Below are 17,392 nucleotides of genomic sequence, written 5' to 3' on the forward strand. Positions count from 1 at the left end.
AAACCTGTGACCTCTGCCAGGGCATCTTGTCCGGCAGGCACTTCCGAACTCCGCTGTATACCCCACCACCGCGAATGCGGCCATTCGCGACGAGTCGATTTTCCGAACGCGAACGCGGCCACCGTGGCTACCGATTAAGGAAAATGGTGAATTCTTCTCCGAAACTCGACGTCAGCCTGGACCCAACCTTGCCGAAGAGGCGAAGCGAAGGGCCGGTCATACGAAAATACGGCGGCTCGTCGCTGGCCACACCGGAAATGGTGAACGAGGTGGCCGCCGAAGTGGCCGCGATCGCCGAAGCGGGAGATCGGGTGGTCCTGGTCGTGTCGGCGATGGGGGACAGCACCGATCGGTTGATCGCGCTGGCCGGGAAGTTCGCCGAACCACCCGCTCCACGGGAGCTCGACCAGTTGATGGCGACCGGTGAACAGGTATCGGCGTCGGTGCTCGCCATGGCGCTGGCCGAGCGTGGGATCGAGGCCGTCTCGTTGTCCGGTGACCAGGCGGGGATCGAGGTCGCGGGCGAACCGGGCGCGGGGACCATCGTGCGGGTCGACGCCGGCAAGATCGTCGCCCGGTTGCGTGACGCCCGGGTCGTCGTGGTCGCCGGGTTCCAGGGGCGGGACGCCGACGGCGAGCTGCTGACCTTGGGCCGAGGTGGTTCCGACACCACGGCCGTGGCGCTCGCCGCCGCGCTCGGCGGTTCCGAATGCGAGATCCGGACCGACGTGCACGGCGTTCGCACGGCCGATCCCCGGATCGTGCGGGACACCCGGGTGGTCCGGACGATCTCGTACGACGCCATGGTCGAGCTCGCCGGGCTCGGCGCCCGGGTACTGCATCCCAGATCCGTCGAGCTCGCGCGCCGTCACGGAGTGACGGTGCGGGTGAAGCACGCGTCGGACCCCGGCCCGTCGACCGTCGTGACGGCGGGAGAAGCGTCACTGGAAGGCGCTCCCCGCGTCATCGGCATCGCACACGAGCGCGACGTGCGGCTGGTCCGGGTCGAGGTTTCGGCCGCCGACCCGGACCATTACGCGCGCGTCCTCGCGACGCTGGCGGCCTGCGGGGTGAGGACGGACAACCTGAGCTGGCCCGATCCCGGCGAACTGCGGTTCACCGTCCGGGGAACGGAGCCGCTCGGCCTGCCGATCACCCGGCTCGCGATGGAGCTGGACGCCCGTTCCACGGTCATCGAGGAACTCGGATCCGTTTCCGTCGTCGGCACGGCGCTGCTCGATCCGCCCGGGTTCCTGCCCGAGTTGCTGCGGGTCCTCGCCGACCACCGGGTCACGGTGCCCGCGATGACGACGTCGCAGTCGCGCCTCACCGCCGTGATCCCCGCCGACGCCGTCGACACGACCGTCCGCGCCCTGCACGAATCGTTCGGCTTGGCGGTGGACGGGACATGAGCCCCTATGGACTGCCGTCGGGCCAGTTCACCACCGATGGCCTGGTCCTGACCTGCGACGGCCACGACCAGAAGGTTCGATGGCGGGTCGGCGATCGGTTGGACGAGTTGTACGAGCGGCTCTGCGACCGGTTACGAGCCGACGGCCTCGGCGACCGCCTCGCGGTGGACGCCGAGGGCGAGAAGCTCACGTTCGACGGCCTGAACGAGCAGGCCAATCGGCTCGCCAGGCACCTGCGAGCCCACGGGGTGCGTCCCGGCGACCGGATCGGGTTGTTGTTCGCCGAACCGGTTCACCCCTACGTCGCGATGCTCGCCGTGCTCAAGGTCAGGGCGGCGTATGTGCCGCTGGACGCCGCTTTTCCCGACGACCGCTTGGCCTACATCGTCCAGGACGCCGGCGTCCGGCTCGTGGTGTCGACGGCCGCCCTGCGTGACCGGTTCGAGCAGGGCAGCGTCGAACTGGTCTGTCTCGACGAGGACTCGGATCGCATCGCCGAGCAGCCGGGCGAGCGGCTCACCGCGCCCGAGAGAGGCACTCCGGTCGACGAACTCTGTTACGTCGTCTACACATCCGGCTCGACCGGCCGGCCGAAGGGCGTGACGATCGACCACGCCTCGATCTGCAATTTCGTCCAGGTCGCCGCCGAGGTCTACGGCATCCAGGGCACCGACCGGGTCTATCAGGGCATGACGATCGCGTTCGACTTCTCGGTCGAGGAGATCTGGGTGCCGCTGCTGAGTGGCGCGACACTCGTGCCGAAACCCGGCGGTGCCGCACTTGTCGGCCATGACCTCCTCGACTTCCTGAGGGAGAACAGAGTCACCGCGCTGTGCTGTGTCCCGACCCTGCTGGCCAGCCTCGACGAGGACCTGCCGCTGCTGAGGTTCCTCCTGGTATCCGGTGAGGCGTGTCCCGAAGACCTCGTGCGCCGGTGGTACCGCCCGGACAGACGGTTTCTCAACGTCTACGGCCCGACAGAGGCCACTGTCACCGCGACATGGTCGGTCCTGCGGCCGGATCGACCGGTGACCATCGGGGTGCCCCTGCCCACCTATTCGGTCGTCATCCTCGATCCGGACGAGCCGAGGGCGCTGGCCGCGGGCGAACTGGGGGAGATCGGCATCGCCGGGATCGGGCTCGCCGGGGGCTACCTCAACCGGTCCGATCTGACCGAGCGCGCGTTCATCCCGGACTTCCTCGACATCGGGCACAATCCGTCCCAGCGCATCTACCGCACCGGTGATCTGGGCCGGATCACCCCGGACGGGGAGATCGAATACCACGGCCGGGCCGATACCCAGGTGAAGATCCGTGGCTACCGCGTCGAGCTCACCGAGATCGAATCGGTTCTCCTGCAGATCCCCGGAATCGCCCAGGCGGTGGTCGAAACCCACCACCCGGAACCAGACACCACCGAACTGGTCGCCTACTACAGCCTGCGACGCGACCAGACGGACATCGACCCCGGAGAACTCCGTCGCCGACTGGCGGAACTGCTGCCGGGCTACATGGTGCCCGCCTACCTCGAAAAGCTCGACCACATCCCGCTGACCCCGGCGGGCAAGGCCGATCGCAAGCATCTCCCGGCGCCCAGCGGTCCACGAAGAGCGGGAAACGACGTCGGCTATGTGGCACCGGCCACCGACACCGAACTCCACTTGGCGGAGGCGTTGGGCGGTGTCCTCGGGATCGAGCGGATCTCGGTGACCGGGCACTTCTTCGACGACTACGGGGCCGATTCCCTGTTGCTGGCCAAGTTCTGCGCCGTGATCCGGGAACGCGGAGACCTCGCACCGTTGTCGGCCAGGGACGTGTACCTCAACCCCACCGTTCGCGGCCTCGCCGAGTCGACCACCGCCGCGGCCCACGGCACAGTCGTGCGTGCCGAAGAGCCACGTCGGGCCTCGACCGCGTCGTACGTCCTCTGTGGAGTGTTCCAGTTCCTGGCGTTTCTGGCCTACGCCGCCGGTTCGGGCTGGATCCTGGACACGGGATTCGCCTGGATCTCCGCCGCGACAGGTTTCGCCGAGAGCTACGCACGCGCCGCCGGGCTCGGGCTCGTCGTCTTCGTCATCCTGTCCGTGGTGCCGGTCGTGGCGAAGTGGGTGATCGTCGGCCGGTGGAAGCCGGGGGAGATCCCGCTGTGGAGCGTCGGCTACCTGCGCTTCTGGACGGTCAAGACCTTGGTCAGGTTCAGCCCGCTGATGCTGTTCATCGGCACGCCGCTGTACTCGTGGTACCTGCGGGCGCTCGGCGCGGACATCGGCAAAGGCGCCGTGATCCTGTCGCGGAACCCGCCGGTGTGCACCGATCTGCTCAGTGTCGGCGCCGGCGCGGTCATCCGGAAGGACGCCTACTTCTCGTGCTACCGCGCCAGGGCAGGGCGGATCCAGACCGGGCGGGTCACGCTCGGCGACAACGCCTTCGTCGGCGAAATGACCGTGCTCGACATCGGCACGGCACTAGGTCACAACGCGCAGCTCGGCCACTCGTCGTCGTTGAACGCCGGGCAGTCCGTTCCCGATGGCGAGAGCTGGCACGGGTCTCCCGCCCGTCTCTCCAGTGTGGACTATCGAGCACTGGGGACGGTCCCGCGCGGGAGGCTCAGGCCGATCGTCTTCTGCGCTTCCAGCCTGCTGCTACTGCTCTCCGTGACACTTCCCGTGACGTTGGGAGGGGCGGAGGTGTTCGTCGACCGCTGGCTCACCACGACGACGGACTTCACGAGCTGGGCCTTCTATCGTGGCCGGATCATCGACTCGGCACTGCTGTACTTCGGGACATTGCTCGCCGGTCTCGCGGTCGTCTTCACAATCCCGCGCCTGCTCGGTCTCTTCCTCCGGCCGGACCGGGTCTACCCGCTCTACGGCAGGCATTTCGCCATCCAGCGACTGATCGCGCGGCTGACGAACATGCGTGCCTACACGTACCTGTTCGGCGACAGCAGCTACATCGTGTACTACCTGCGCGCGCTGGGGTACGACCTGTCGAAGGTCCAGCAGACCGGATCCAACTTCGGCGTCGAGGTGAAGCACGAGACGCCGTTCCTCAGCACGGTCGGCACCGGGACGATGGTGTCGGACGGTCTTTCGATGCTCAACGCCGACTTCTCCGCCTCGTCGTTCCGCCTGCGCAGGACGTCCGTCGCGCCGGAGGCGTTCCTGGGCAACGAGATCGCCTTCCCTCCGGGCGCGCGGATCGGCCGGAACTGCCTGTTGGCCACCAAGGTCCTCGTTCCGCTGGACGGGCCGGTCCGGGAGAACGTCGGCCTGCTCGGGTCACCCGCCTTCGAGATCCCCCGGACCGTCCGCCGCGACACCGGATTCGAGCACCTCGGCACCGGCGACGCGCTGCGCCAGGGCCTGCGGGCGAAGAACCGCCACAACACCGTCACGATCCTCGTCTACCTGCTGGTGCACTGGCTGCACCTGCTCGGAGTCCTGCTGATCGGCACGGCGGCAGGCGTCCTGCACGAGCGGGTCGGTCCGCTCGCCGTCGGCGGCGGCATCGTGGCGACGCTGGTGTTCTCAATCGGGTTCCTGATGCTGGCGGAGCTCGCCGTACAGGGGTTCCGGGCACTGCGGCCGAGGTTCTGCTCGATCTACGATCCCGTCTTCTGGCGGCACGAGCGGTTCTGGAAGCTCAGCCCCGCCCGCTATCTCGCGCTGTTCAACGGGACGGCGTTCAAACCCTTTCTGCTGCGCCGGCTCGGCGTCCGGATCGGCCGCCGCGTCTTCGACGACGGCTGCGCGATCCCGGAACGGTCGTTGGTGAGCATCGGCGACGACTGTGTGCTCAACCTGCACACCGTCGTGCAAGGACATTCGCTCGAGGACGGCACGTTCAAATCCGACTACATAGACATCGGCTCGGGGTGCACCCTCAGCACCGGATCCTTCGTCCACTATGGAGTGAAGATGGCGGACGGGGCGATCGCCGAAGCGGACGCGTTCCTGATGAAAGGCACCACGGCCCCGGCCCGGACCCGCTGGTACGCCAATCCGGCGGTCGAACTCGACACGGCGGAAGAGACCACCGCGGCAAGGAGGCTGCCATGACCCACACTCCCACGGCGAGACCGGCACTGGCACCTCGCGTCGAGGGTGCCCTGCCCGGCCCGCGCTCGGCCGAATTCCTCGAACACCAGCGACAGTGGGAATCCAGCGCGCGGGCGTATCCGCGCCATCTGCCGATCGCCATCGCCGGCGCGGAGGGCAGCTACCTGTGGGACATGGACGGGAACGTCTTCGTCGACTTCCTGGCGGGCGCGGGCGTGCTCTCCCTCGGCCACAACCATCCCGAACTGGTGCACGCGGCCACCGAACAGATGCACGTACTGACCCACGGCCTGGACTTCCCGACGGCGGCGAAACGCGAGTTCGTCGACGCCCAGTTGTCCATGCTGCCGCCGACCCTGCGCTCGCGGATGCGGATGCACTTCTGCGGCCCCGGCGGTGCCAACGCCGTGGACGCCGCGATCAAACTGTGCAAGACCGCGACCGGGCGCGGTGACGTGGTGTCCTTTCAAGGCGGGTTCCACGGGTCGAGTCACGCCGCGATGGCGTTGACCGGGCTCGTCGCCCAGAAACGGCCGATCGCCAACGGCGTGCCCGGCGTGCACTTCTTCCCGTACTCCTACTGCGCCCGGTGCCCTGTGGGGCTTTCGCCGGACACCTGTGCGACCAACTGCGTCGGCCTGCTGGAACGGTCGCTGCGGGATCCCAACGGCGGGGTTCCCCTTCCCGCCGCGGTGATCCTGGAAATGGTGCAGGGCGAAGGCGGGATCATCCCGGCGGACCGGGACTTCGTGCACCGGGTCCGGACGCTGACCGCGGAGCTGGACATCCCGCTCGTCGTCGACGAGGTGCAGACCGGTTGCGGCCGCACCGGGACCTGGTTCGCGTTCGAGCACTACGACATCGAGCCCGACGTGATCATCGCTTCGAAAGCCCTGAGCGGGATGGGACTTCCGGTGGCGGTGATCTTCTACGACCGGCGGCTGGACGGCTGGGCGCCCGGTGCGCACACCGGCACGTTCCGGGGCAACCAGGCCGCGTTCGCCGCCGGTGCGGCGGCGGTCCGCATCGTCCGGCGTGACGACGTGCTCGGGAATGTCCGGCAACGTGGGCGGCAGCTCGCGCAACGGCTCGGCACTCTGCACGGCGACGTCTGGGTCCGTGAGGTGCGCGGCCTCGGTCTGATGTGGGGGATCGAGCTGGCCGATCCGCGCGATGGCGGCCCGGCGGGCGGCTACGCCCGCGCCGTGCAGGCGTACGCGTTGCAGCACGGGTTGATCGTCGAACTCGGCGGCCGCGACGACAGCGTGATCCGCCTGATGCCGCCGCTCACCGTGACCGCCGAGGAGATCGAGTTCGCCTGCGCGATCCTGCTCGAGGCGATCGAGCACTGTGGCCCGCCGCAGTAGAGCCTTCACATCCTGCCGAGTACATGAAGGCCCCCTTCCTTGCGCCTAGGTACAGGAAGGGGGCCTTCATGTACTACCCCCGCCGACGGGGGCCACCAGCGGGACTGCCCGTCGCACCGAAGCTGGTATTATTATACCGCTCACTGTCAGGCCGCCTGCGATACGAGGATCCATGATCGAACTGAAGACGCCCGCTGAGATCGAACGCATGCACGTGACCGGGCGTTTCGTCGCCGAGGTGCTCACCGAGGTCGGCAGCCTCGCCGATGTGGGCGTCAATCTGATGGACCTGGAGTATCACGCGCGCGGCATGATCGAACGTCGCGGGGCGGAGTCGTGCTATTGGGACTACGCGCCGTCCTTCGGCAAAGGCCCGTTCCGCAACGTCATCTGCCTGGCGGTCAACGACGCGGTCCTGCATGGTCTGCCCCACGACTACACGCTCCGCGACGGAGACGTGCTCACCGCGGATCTCGCGGTCAAGATCGACGGCTGGGCGGCGGACTCCGCGCGCACGATCATCGTCGGGACGCCCGCCGAAGAGGATCTGCGGATCATTCGCGCCACCGAAGAAGCGTTGGAGGCCGCGATCGGGGCCGCGCGTCCGGGCAACCGCCTCGGTGACATCTCCGCGGCGATCTGGGCGGTCGCCCGTGACTACGGCTATCCGGTGAACACCGAGTTCGGCGGCCACGGCATCGGTCGCACCATGCACGAGGAACTCCACATCCCCAACAAGGGCAAGGCGGGTCGCGGTTTGAAGCTCCAGCCCGGGCTGACCGTCGCGCTCGAACCCTGGTTCGCCCGTACGACCGACCGGATCGTCTTCGATGCCGACGGCTGGACGATCCGCTCCGCCGACGGCTCGCGCACGGCCCATTCCGAGCACACGGTGGCCATCACCGAAGGCGACCCGTTGGTACTCACCCGTCGCGAGCACGAGATGACGGCCGCCTCGGGGCAGTGACCAAAACTCCGAATACGGCCCGTGATCGATACCCGGCCGTTAGAGTGAACAGTCGCTGTAGTCATCACCCTTGAGGAGTAGCAGTTCATGATCGCCGAGAGCGCGAACCAGCAGAGCGTGACCTTCCCGCAGGAAGCTACGCCGATCTTCGACCTGGTCGCGAAGATGGTGTCGCGGACGCAGACCGAGGACGAGCACGACTTCGACCGCGAAGCAGGTCTTGCGACCTCGGTGTAGCTTCCTGCGCGGCGATCCGCCGCGGAAGCTCATTCAGGGGGCGTTCCGGCGTGGCCGCGCAGTTCCGCGGCCGTGCGGCGGGCGTGGGCCAGGCCGTCGAGGATCCATTGCGGGGGCTGCCGGTCGTTGGTCGCGATCCGCTCGTAGGCGGCGACGAGCCGTTCCGCGATCTTCAGCCGGGCGTCCGCGGCCGCCGGCTCGGGGGCGCCCTGCTCGGCGGTGACCAGGGCGAGGTGTCCGGCCGGCGAGCGAGCCGCCGACTCGGCGGGTGCGTCGGGTCGCTGTTCCAAGGTGGGCAACTGATGAAGACGGAAGGCTGTCTGCTCGGTGTGCCCCGGCATCCCCTCGTGACGCGAACCCTGCGCGGGGAAGGGGTCCGCCCGGAACCGCGCGACCGAGGGCCAGTACCGGGATCGCGCGGACTTCGGCGTCTCCCCGTCGAGCCCGCGCGCGATCTCCTGCCAGGTCTTTCCGCCGAGCCGCGCGGCGACCACCGCCGCTTCGACGATCTGCTGTGCCATCCCGATCAGGCCGGAGTGGTCCGGCGTGGAGCACGCGTCCACCCTGGCGGCGTTCGCCGCGAGATCGGCCAGTTCCGCCGCGTGCGCGGCGAGGACCAGATGGGCCCGGGTGGCCGCGGCGGGGATGGAGTGGCGCGTGGTCACCGTCCGCTCCTCGCGGCAGGCCGGGGGTTCGACAAGAGGCTCGCGGAATCCCGCATGCCGTGACTCACAGGTGTACTCACCTTCCTGATATGAAAACTTGCATAAATATGCAATTTTTGGCTGTGCGACGGTGTCAAGAACCGCGAGTCGTGCCCTGATCGGGTGCGGTCGCGACCGTTCTGTGTGAGGTGACGTTCGGCGGCCCTTGTCGTCCGGCACGATCAGGGAAGTGCGGACGGCCGGCTCTGCGGGGAAGGGATGCCGATGAACAGCCCCCTGTATCAGGCGACGGCGGAGTTCTTCAAAACGCTGGGGCACCCCGTCCGGATCCGGGTGCTCGAGCTGCTCGGCGAGCGGGACCATCACGTCTCGGAGCTGCTCGCCGACCTCGGGATCGAGCCGGCGAACCTGTCTCAGCAGCTCGCCGTCCTGCGCCGGGCCAACCTGGTGATGCCACACAAGGACGGCACGACCGTGTCCTACTCCCTGGCCAGTCCGTCGGTCGCCGAACTGCTGGCCGTCGCGCGCGGGATTCTGACCGGGGTCATAGCCGGCCAGTTGGAGCTGCTCGACGATCTGCAGAATTCCACCGGTGCGGATTCACCCGAATCAGGATAAAAGTGCCGATCGGCTCATTTTCGATATTCATGACCCCGCGGTGATCGTCATTTATTTTCCTTGCCGGAATCGGCGTTCCGCTCGCTCAATTCGGAATGGTCTTCGCCGTCCCGGGGGAGCGCGCCATTTCCGGAGGCCGCCCTCCGCGTCTCCTCGACCAGGGAGTCGAAGATGGGGGTTCCGCACAGCTCCACATGGTCCTCCGTCGCGCCGGTCCTCGTCCGTCGATCATCTTGCCCTGGAACGGCTTCTTCGATCCAGTTTCGCTGGGCAATGCACTCGAATGAGCTCACCCTCGGGGGTGAGCTATTCGCCGAGGCGAAAAGTCGGAAATAGTTATTCCGCTTTCACTGCAAGCGGGAGAAAAGGATTGCCCGCTCGCCTCGTAGCTGGTCAGCGCGGGGCGGAGAACTCGATGCGGTAGCGGGTCGGCGTCGTGCCCAGCGCGGCGGCGAAGTGCTCGCGAAGTCGTGCGGGCGTGCCGAAGCCGGACTGCGCGGCCACGGCGTCGACGCCGAGCGCGGTCGTCTCGAGAAGGTGCCGCGCTCGCGCGAGCCGTTGCGCGACAAGCCAGTGGTGGACGGTGGTCCCGGTGCGGGCGCGGAACGAGCGGGTGAACGTACTGCGGCTCATATGCGCACGGGCGGCGAGGCCGTCGATGCTGTGCTGCGTACCCAAATGGGACCGCGCCCAGCTCATCACCTCGGCGAGCGGATCCTCGTCCGCGGCGGGCACGGGAAGCTCGATGAACTGGGCCTGACCGCCGGGCCGGTGTGGCGCCGCGACGATCCGGCGGGCTACCCGGTTGGCGACGACCTGGCCTGACGTGCGGGCGAGCAGGTGAAGGCAGGTGTCGATCCCGGCGGTCGCGCCGGCGCCGGTCACGACGTCGCCTTCGTCGACGTACAGCTCCTCTGGGCGCAGCTCGACCGAGGGGAAGCGCCTCCGGAACGTCTCGACCCATTTCCAGTGGGTCGTCGCGGCGCGGCCGTCGAGGATGCCGGCGTCCGCGAGGGCGAAGACCCCCAGGCAGAGCCCGGCGACGAGTGCTCCGCGTTCGTGCGCGGCCCGCAACGCGGCGGACACGGGCGCGGGTGTCGAGGTTTCCGGGGCGGACCACCACGGCACGACGACGATGTCGGCTTCCGGGAGGGAATCGAGCCCCGCGGGGACGTCGATCGTGTATCCGGCACTCGTGCTGAGCCTGCCCGGTTCGACGGAGACGACCGTGAGCGGCCACGGCTCCATGTCGCCCGCCGGGGATTCCGGACCCCAGACGAGCGACGGCACGGCGAGGTGGAACGGGCTGATCCCCTCGAACGCCAGCACGGCCACTCTCGGAGCACTCATCGATCCCTCTTCCCGCGGATGTCGGCCGATCTCGACCATGGCTGACCCGAATCCGTATCTCGATATCGAATCGGGTCAGCCAGGATGGTAACCGTACCGACGGAAAGCGAAGGAAACACGATGGCCAGCACCACTCTCCGCGAAATCAGCTCCCTGCCGACGACTCCCGCGGCGCTCTCGGACGCGACGGTGATCCTCGTCGACTACCAGAACACCTACACGCGCGGCGTGATGGAACTCGACGGCTGGGAAGCGGCGCTCGACGAGGCGGCCACGTTGCTGGCGCGCGCCCGGGCGGCGGGCGCGACGGTCGTCCACGTCGTGCACGACGGTGGCGAGGGCAGCCCGTACGACCTCCAGCAGGACATCGGCCGGATCCACGAGCGGGTCGCCCCCGTCCCGGGTGAGGAGGTCGTGGTGAAGACCGCGCCGAACTCGTTCGTCGGAACCCGGCTGGGGGAACTGGTCGACGCCGCCGGGCATCGGAACGTCGTCGTGGCCGGGTTCATGACCCATATGTGTGTCACGTTCACCGCGGAAGGCGCGTTCCTGCGCGGGAACGCCCCGACCGTGGTGGCCGCCGCCTGTGCCACGCGGCCGCTCCCGTCCGTCGCCGGCGCGGTGAGCGCCGCGGAACAGCACCGTGCGGCGCTCGCCACGATCGGTGATCTCTACGCCGTCGTCGTCGGCTCCTCGGCCGAGCTCGGTTAGGACCTGCGCGGCCGCGCTCGCGCGTGGATCATGAAGGTGTTCCCGCCGCCGCAGCATCGAAGGGGTCCTGATGGCCAAGCCCAACGTCGCCGAGCAGTTCGTGCAAGTCCTGGTTCAGGCCGGGGTCGAGCGGATCTACGGCGTGGTCGGAGACAGCCTCAACCCCATTGTCGACGCCATCCGCCGTACTCCGGGCATCGAATGGGTCCACGTGCGCAACGAGGAGGCAGGCGCGTTCGCGGCGGCGGCCGAGGCCCAGCTGACCGGACGGCTCGCGGTGTGCGCCGGTAGCTGCGGTCCCGGCAACACCCATCTGGTGCAAGGACTTTACGACGCGCACCGCACGGGAGCCCCGGTGCTCGCGCTCGCCTCGCATATCCCGTCCGGTCAGATCGGGACCGGGTTCTTCCAGGAGACCCATCCTGAACGGCTGTTCGTCGACTGCAGTGGCTATTGCGAGCAGATCAGCAGGCCCGCCCAGATGCCGAGGGTGCTGAGGATCGCCATGCAGCACGCGTTGTCCCGTGGTGAGGTGTCGGTGCTGGTGTTGCCTGGGGACGTCGCGCACCTCGACGCCGTTTCGCCCACCGGGAACGGGGCGCCGGTCACCGAGCACGGGACGGTCGTGCCACCCGAGTCGCAGGTGGCCCGGCTCGCCGAGTTGATCAACGACGCCGAGACCGTCACCTTGTTCGCCGGTGCGGGGGTGCGCGGCGCGCACGCCGAGGTGATGGAGCTGGCCGGGACCGTGCAGGCGCCGGTCGGCCACAGCCTGCGCGGCAAGGAGTGGATCCAGTACGACAATCCCTTCGACGTCGGAATGAGTGGTCTGCTCGGCTACGGCGCCTGCTACCGGGCCATGAACGACGCGGATCTGCTGATCCTGCTCGGCACCGATTTCCCTTATGACTCCTTCCTTCCCCAGGCGCGGACCGTGCAGGTCGACCACGACGCGACCCGGCTGGGCCGTCGCACCCCGCTGGAACTGGCGGTGCACGGCGACGTGCGGGAGACCTTGCGTGCCGTCCTGCCGTTACTGCGGCGCAAGTCCGACCGCACGTTCCTGGACCGGATGCTGCGTGATCACTGCAAAACGCTGGAACAGGTCGTCGACGCCTACACCCGCAACGTCGAACGGCACGTGCCCATCCACCCGGAGTTCGCCGCGGACCTCCTCGACGAACTCGCCGCGGACGACGCGATCTTCACCGTCGACACCGGTATGTGCAACGTGTGGGCGGCCCGGTACCTCACGCCCAATGGGCGCCGCCGGGTCATCGGGTCGTTCCTGCACGGCACCATGGCCAACGCCCTGCCGCACGCCATCGGCGCGCAGTTCGCCTATCCCGGGCGCCAGGTCGTCTCGATGTCCGGCGACGGGGGACTGGGCATGCTGCTCGGCGAACTGCTCACCGTGGCGTTGCACGACCTGCCGGTCAAGATCGTCACGTTCAACAACTCGTCGCTCGGCATGGTGAAGCTGGAGATGCTGGTGGACGGCCTTCCCGACTACCAGACCGACCATCGCCCGGTGGACTTCGCCGCCATCGCCAGTGGCGCGGGGCTGCGCGCCGAGCGGGTGACCGACCCGACCCGGCTGCGCGCGGCGCTCAAGGAAGCACTGAGCCACGACGGCCCCGCGCTGGTGGATGTGGTGACGGACGCGAACGCCCTGTCCGTCCCGCCGCATATCACCGCCGGTCAGCTGGGCGGATTCGCCTTGGCCGCGAGCAAGGTCGTGCTCGAAGGTGGGGTCGGCCGGATGATCGACCTCGCGCGGGCCAACCTCCGCAACATCCCGCGGCTGTGAGACCGCCCGCTCAGCGCAGCGGGCGGAACGTGGCGCGCAGGTCTTCGATCCACGCCTCAGGGTTCTCCCACGGTCCGAAGTGGCCGCCCTTCTCGTGGACGTTCACCTGCCGCACGTCCGCGTAGACGGGACCGGCCGCTTCCTTGAACGCGGCGACGCGGCGTTCGCGGTCGTGGGCTCCCGGCGGCGCGGCGTCGCCGAGGTGGAAGGTGAACCCGGCCGGCGCCTCGACGGCCGGCGTCCGGTCGTGCGAGGGCCGCCACGGATGCCGGTTGACGTTCTTGTAGGCGCGGATCGACGAGCCGATGGCTTGGTTGACCCAGTAGATCGTCGCGTTGGTGAGGATGTGGTCGACCGGATAGGAGTCCTCGAAGACCCCGTTCTGGTCGCTCCACTTCTTCCACCGCTTGAGGATCCACGCGAGCATCCCGATCGGGGAGTCGTTCAGGCCGTGCGTGATCGTCTGCGCGTCGAGCATATGAGTCGCGACATGGGAAACGTAGGTGTCGACGAAGTTGACCATGTCGGCGCGAGGACCCGCGGGCAGGTCGTCTATCGGCGCACCGCCGGTGAGATCCCAGTTGCGCTCGCCCTGGAAGATCGTCAGCGGCATCTCGTTGCCGAGGTGGATGCCGTGGAGCGAGCCGGCGTACTTGTGGCCGAGTTGCGCTCCGACCAGTGCGCCGTAATCGGCCGCGCCGACCCCGAAACGCCGGTGGCCGAGCACATCGGTCATCAGCGTGTGGAACCGGTCGGCCATGCTGACGAAGTTCTCCTTGCCGTTCGTCAGCGGAGTGGAGAAGGCGAAGCCGGGCAACGAAGGGACGATGACGTCGAAGGCGTCCGCAGGGTCGCCGCCGTGCGAGGCCGGGTCGGCGAGCGGACGGATGACCTTGCTCCAGTCCCAGAAGGTCCACGGCCAGCCGTGCATGAGCAACAGCGGGATCGGCGCGGGACCTTTCCCGGGCTCGCGGATGAAGTGCACCGGAGTGCCGTCGACGTCGACGCGATGGTGCGAGTACTCGTTCAGCCGGGCTTCGACGGCTCGCCAGTCGAAACCGTCGGCCCAGTACTCCACGATCGGCTTGAGATAGGCGGTACTCAGCCCGAAGGCCTCGTCTTCGTTGTCCGGATCGGGTGCGAACCTGGTGGCTTTGAGTCGTCTCCGGAGATCGTCGAGGACGTCCTGTTCGATGTCGATGACGAACGGGTCGAGGGTCATGGTCGGTTCTCCTTGTCCGAGGTGGTCCAGTCCAGGCGGAGCCTGGTGATGCGTAGTTCGGTGATGAGCCAGCGGCCGTCCGAGCGGGTGAAGCGCACCCGGTAGTGGCCGTAGCCGTGCATTTCGCCGTCTTGCGGTGTGGTCACGATGTCCTCCATGGCCCAGACACCGGCCGCCGAATCCGCCGACTCGATGTCGATCTCGCTGGAGAACAGGTGGTGTATCAGCACGGAATCGGGTTCGTTGTGGGCCTTGAGCCGGGCGGCGATCTCGGCGCGGCCGGTCATCCGCGCCTGGATCGCGCCGTCCACTGTGGAGGCGACGAACGGCGCGTCGGGCGTGAACAGGGCCGCGAGGTCGTCCCATCGATGATGGTCGGCGCTGTAGACGTAGCGAGCCATCACGCGTCGCACGTCCTCCACCGCCACCAGCCGGGCGAGGTCGTCCATCGGCTTTCCTTCGTTCGGTGAGGTTGACCCGGCCGAGGATGCCGCCGAAAAAATGTACCGGCAAGTACAGTCTTGAGGGTAAGGTTCTGTACTTGCCGGTACATTTTGTCCGACCTACGTTGCCCTCATGCACGCGATCCACATCAGCGAATACGGCGGCCCGGAAGTCATGACCTGGACGGAGTTCCCGGACCCGGTGCCGAAAGACGGCGAGGTCGCCGTGCGGCTGGGCGTGGCCGGGGTGAACTTCATGGACACCGGCGCCCGCAAGATGCCGCTGCCCACTTGGTCGGTCCCCACCGTGCTGGGTGTCGAAGGCATGGGCATCGTCACGGCGCTGGGGCCGGGCGTCGAAGACTTCGCCGTCGGCGATCGGGTCGCTTGGCGCTACCACAAGGGCAGCTATGCCGAACGGCTCGCCATCCCGGCGCGGTCACTGGTGCGGGTGCCCGGCGACATCGACGACGAGACCGCGGCCGCCATCCTGATGCAGGGCTTGACCGCGAACCATTTCACGACGGAGACGTACGCGATCCAGCCGGGCGACACGGCCGTCGTGCACTCGGCCGCGGGCGGGGTCGGAGTCATCCTGACCCAGCTGATCAAGGCTCGCGGCGGCACCGTGATCGGGCTGGTGTCACGCGAGGAGAAGATCCCGGTGGCGAAGAAGGCCGGCGCGGACCATGTGCTGGTGTCCGCCGGCAGTGGCTTCGAGCGACAGGTTCGAGAGCTGACCGGCGGCGAAGGCGCGCAGGTCGTGTACGACGGCGGCGGCTCGGCGACATTCCACTCGTCCCAGCTGGCACTGCGCCGCCACGGCGTGCACGCCTACTACGGCGTGGTGAACGGCAATCCCACGTTCCGTCCGGCGGATCTGCCGAACAGCATCCTGCTGTCCTATCCGTCCGTCGTCGACCACGTGCCCACCCGTGAGGCACTGGTGCGGCGGGCGAACGAGCTGTTCGAGTTCGTCAGGAAGGGGCAGGTAACGCCGTATGTCGGCGGTCGTTACGCCCTCGCCGACGCGGCGCAGGCGCATCGCGACATCGAGTCCCGTCGTACCTCGGGGAAGCTGCTGCTGATGCCGTGACGACGACTCGGGTCGGACGAGAGATAATGGACCGCCGAGTACATTCCGGGAGGCTTCCGTGCTCACGAAGAAGGGCGCCGCGACGCGGCAGCGGATCATCGAAGCCGCAGCGGACGAAATCCGTGAGCACGGCGTCGCTGCGGCGACCCTCGACGACATCTGCCGCCGTAGCGGAACGGGCAAGAGTCAGCTGTTCCACTATTTCCCCGAAGGCAAGGAACAACTGCTCGTCGCCGTGGCCGAATGGGAAGCCGGGCAGGTGATCGAGGATCAGCAGCCCTACCTCGGGCGGTTGACCTCGTGGGAGGCGTGGAGGAAATGGCGTGACGTGGTGGTCCGTCGCTACCGGCGGCAGGGGGTGCACTGCCCGCTCGGGGTGCTGATCACCGAGATCGGCAGGCACACTCCCGCCGCGCAGGCGGTCACGAAGCAACTGCTGGAGCAATGGCAACGTCAGGTCCAGGCCGGCATCGAGGAAATGCGGGAGAGCGGGGACATCGGCCGTGACGTCGACCCGGTCCGCGCCGCGGCCGCGTTGATCACCGCGATCCAGGGCGGGGTGACGATCCTGATGTCCACCGGCTCCGCGGATCATCTCGAGGCGGCGCTCGACCTGTACCTGGACTACTTGCGCGGCTGACGCCGTCCACTGTGGATGGTCAGGCTCGGTCGGTGCCCATCCCGCGCCAGAGCAGATCCAGGAGGCTCGCGACGTCGCGCCGCCATTCGCCTTTCGGGTCGAGGTAGAGCAGGCCGCCCAGGCCGCGCAGGACGGTCTCGGGTGCCAGGTCCGCGCGGACGATGCCCGCCTCGACGTTGGCCCGCAGCAAGGTGGAGACCGCGCGGACCATGTCCTGATAGGCCTCCGCCGGCAACTCCGGGCGTGAGGCCGTCGCGGCGCGCAAGGCGTCGGCCAGTCCGCGTTTGGTCATCATGTAATGCGCCAGGTGGTCGGTCGTCCACACTCGGAACGCCTGCTCCGGCGGGTACTTCGCGAGCAGGGTGGGCACGATCTCGACGAGCTGGCGCACCTCGCGCCGGTACACCGCGAGGATGAGGGCTTCCGGGGTGGGGAAGTGCCGGTACACCGTACCGACGCCGACCTCGGCCTGCTTCGCGATGGCGTTGAACGAGACCTCGCCGGTGCAGGCCAACGACTTCGCCGCGGTGGCGAGGATGCGCTCATGGTTGCGCCGGGTGTCCGCACGCCGGGGATTGACCGAGCCCGTCGTCATCTTCCCTCCTGTCCGCCGATCCCGTGCTCCAGTGAATGTAGCCGAGAGAACCGGGGAAACCTGGAGCGACTCCAGGGGCAGGATCGACCTTGCCGGACGGATCGTCATCCGCTAGCTTGAATTGAAGCGGATGAATATCCGCTTCAATTCGCGAACGGACTCCCACCACCACAACCTACGCCGTCGGGGCCACGGCGC

At 68.1% G+C, this 17,392-nt stretch carries 15 protein-coding genes; 10 read left to right on the forward strand and 5 right to left on the reverse strand.

From position 1 onward, the window contains the following. Window positions 1–188: 188 nt before the first annotated feature. The 5 genes from ACIBTM_RS26435 to ACIBTM_RS26455 all read left to right on the forward strand — a co-directional run bounded on the left by ACIBTM_RS26435 (window position 189) and on the right by ACIBTM_RS26455 (window position 8,044). Window positions 189–1,412, forward strand: coding sequence for an aspartate kinase (locus tag ACIBTM_RS26435; RefSeq protein ID WP_395879816.1), 1,224 nt, complete (start codon window positions 189–191; stop codon window positions 1,410–1,412). Beyond that, the gene (locus tag ACIBTM_RS26440) at window positions 1,409–5,473 is read left to right on the forward strand and encodes a Pls/PosA family non-ribosomal peptide synthetase (RefSeq protein WP_395879817.1); all 4,065 of its coding nucleotides are present in this window, start codon (window positions 1,409–1,411) and stop codon (window positions 5,471–5,473) included. The genes ACIBTM_RS26435 and ACIBTM_RS26440 overlap by 4 nt, the downstream gene beginning before the upstream one ends. Further along, window positions 5,470–6,840, forward strand: a complete 1,371-nt coding sequence (locus ACIBTM_RS26445) for an aspartate aminotransferase family protein (RefSeq protein WP_395879818.1) — start codon at window positions 5,470–5,472, stop codon at window positions 6,838–6,840. The genes ACIBTM_RS26440 and ACIBTM_RS26445 overlap by 4 nt, the downstream gene beginning before the upstream one ends. A 172-nt stretch (window positions 6,841–7,012) precedes the next feature. Beyond that, window positions 7,013–7,807 (forward strand): type I methionyl aminopeptidase, encoded by a 795-nt coding sequence (map, locus tag ACIBTM_RS26450; RefSeq protein ID WP_395879819.1) that lies wholly within the window; start codon window positions 7,013–7,015, stop codon window positions 7,805–7,807. Window positions 7,808–7,894: 87 nt separating this feature from the next. After that, a complete protein-coding gene (locus tag ACIBTM_RS26455; RefSeq protein WP_360131784.1) occupies window positions 7,895–8,044 on the forward strand; it encodes a hypothetical protein in 150 nt (49 codons plus the stop codon). Window positions 8,045–8,073: 29 nt separating this feature from the next. On the opposite strand, the gene ACIBTM_RS26460 is transcribed toward ACIBTM_RS26455, so the two are convergent. After that, complete coding sequence (locus tag ACIBTM_RS26460) at window positions 8,074–8,709, reverse strand: hypothetical protein (RefSeq protein WP_395879820.1); 636 nt, start codon at window positions 8,707–8,709, stop codon at window positions 8,074–8,076. 264 nt (window positions 8,710–8,973) lie between these two features. Here ACIBTM_RS26460 and ACIBTM_RS26465 point away from each other — a divergent pair, with 264 nt between their 5' ends. After that, window positions 8,974–9,327 (forward strand): ArsR/SmtB family transcription factor, encoded by a 354-nt coding sequence (locus ACIBTM_RS26465; protein ID WP_395879821.1) that lies wholly within the window; start codon window positions 8,974–8,976, stop codon window positions 9,325–9,327. Window positions 9,328–9,720: 393 nt separating this feature from the next. Here the strand turns inward: ACIBTM_RS26465 and ACIBTM_RS26470 are convergent, their stop codons facing one another. Beyond that, window positions 9,721–10,677, reverse strand: a complete 957-nt coding sequence (locus ACIBTM_RS26470) for a helix-turn-helix domain-containing protein (protein WP_395879822.1) — start codon at window positions 10,675–10,677, stop codon at window positions 9,721–9,723. Window positions 10,678–10,797: 120 nt separating this feature from the next. Here ACIBTM_RS26470 and ACIBTM_RS26475 point away from each other — a divergent pair, with 120 nt between their 5' ends. Together ACIBTM_RS26475 and ACIBTM_RS26480 are read left to right on the forward strand one after the other, a co-directional pair. Further along, the gene (locus tag ACIBTM_RS26475; RefSeq protein ID WP_395879823.1) at window positions 10,798–11,388 is read left to right on the forward strand and encodes an isochorismatase family protein; all 591 of its coding nucleotides are present in this window, start codon (window positions 10,798–10,800) and stop codon (window positions 11,386–11,388) included. A 70-nt stretch (window positions 11,389–11,458) separates the two neighbouring features. Continuing rightward, complete coding sequence (locus ACIBTM_RS26480) at window positions 11,459–13,198, forward strand: pyruvate dehydrogenase (protein WP_395879824.1); 1,740 nt, start codon at window positions 11,459–11,461, stop codon at window positions 13,196–13,198. 10 nt (window positions 13,199–13,208) lie between these two features. On the opposite strand, the gene ACIBTM_RS26485 is transcribed toward ACIBTM_RS26480, so the two are convergent. Beyond that, window positions 13,209–14,420 (reverse strand): epoxide hydrolase family protein, encoded by a 1,212-nt coding sequence (locus tag ACIBTM_RS26485; RefSeq protein ID WP_395879825.1) that lies wholly within the window; start codon window positions 14,418–14,420, stop codon window positions 13,209–13,211. Then, window positions 14,417–14,869: a nuclear transport factor 2 family protein gene (locus ACIBTM_RS26490; protein WP_395879826.1), complete on the reverse strand. Its 453-nt coding sequence runs from the start codon at window positions 14,867–14,869 to the stop codon at window positions 14,417–14,419. The genes ACIBTM_RS26485 and ACIBTM_RS26490 overlap by 4 nt, the downstream gene beginning before the upstream one ends. 127 nt (window positions 14,870–14,996) lie before the next feature. Here ACIBTM_RS26490 and ACIBTM_RS26495 point away from each other — a divergent pair, with 127 nt between their 5' ends. Together ACIBTM_RS26495 and ACIBTM_RS26500 are read left to right on the forward strand one after the other, a co-directional pair. Then, on the forward strand, window positions 14,997–15,959 hold the full coding sequence (locus tag ACIBTM_RS26495) for a quinone oxidoreductase family protein (RefSeq protein ID WP_395879827.1): 963 nt from the start codon (window positions 14,997–14,999) through the stop codon (window positions 15,957–15,959). Window positions 15,960–16,017: 58 nt separating this feature from the next. Further along, window positions 16,018–16,599: a TetR/AcrR family transcriptional regulator gene (locus ACIBTM_RS26500; protein WP_395879828.1), complete on the forward strand. Its 582-nt coding sequence runs from the start codon at window positions 16,018–16,020 to the stop codon at window positions 16,597–16,599. A gap of 19 nt (window positions 16,600–16,618) precedes the next feature. Here the strand turns inward: ACIBTM_RS26500 and ACIBTM_RS26505 are convergent, their stop codons facing one another. Then, entirely contained in the window at window positions 16,619–17,194 is a 576-nt protein-coding gene (locus tag ACIBTM_RS26505; RefSeq protein ID WP_395879829.1) for a TetR/AcrR family transcriptional regulator, read from the reverse strand. Window positions 17,195–17,392: the final 198 nt, after the last annotated feature.

Origin of the sequence: Amycolatopsis sp. NPDC049868 (assembly GCF_044461365.1) — a bacterium.
Lineage (GTDB): Bacteria > Actinomycetota > Actinomycetes > Mycobacteriales > Pseudonocardiaceae > Amycolatopsis.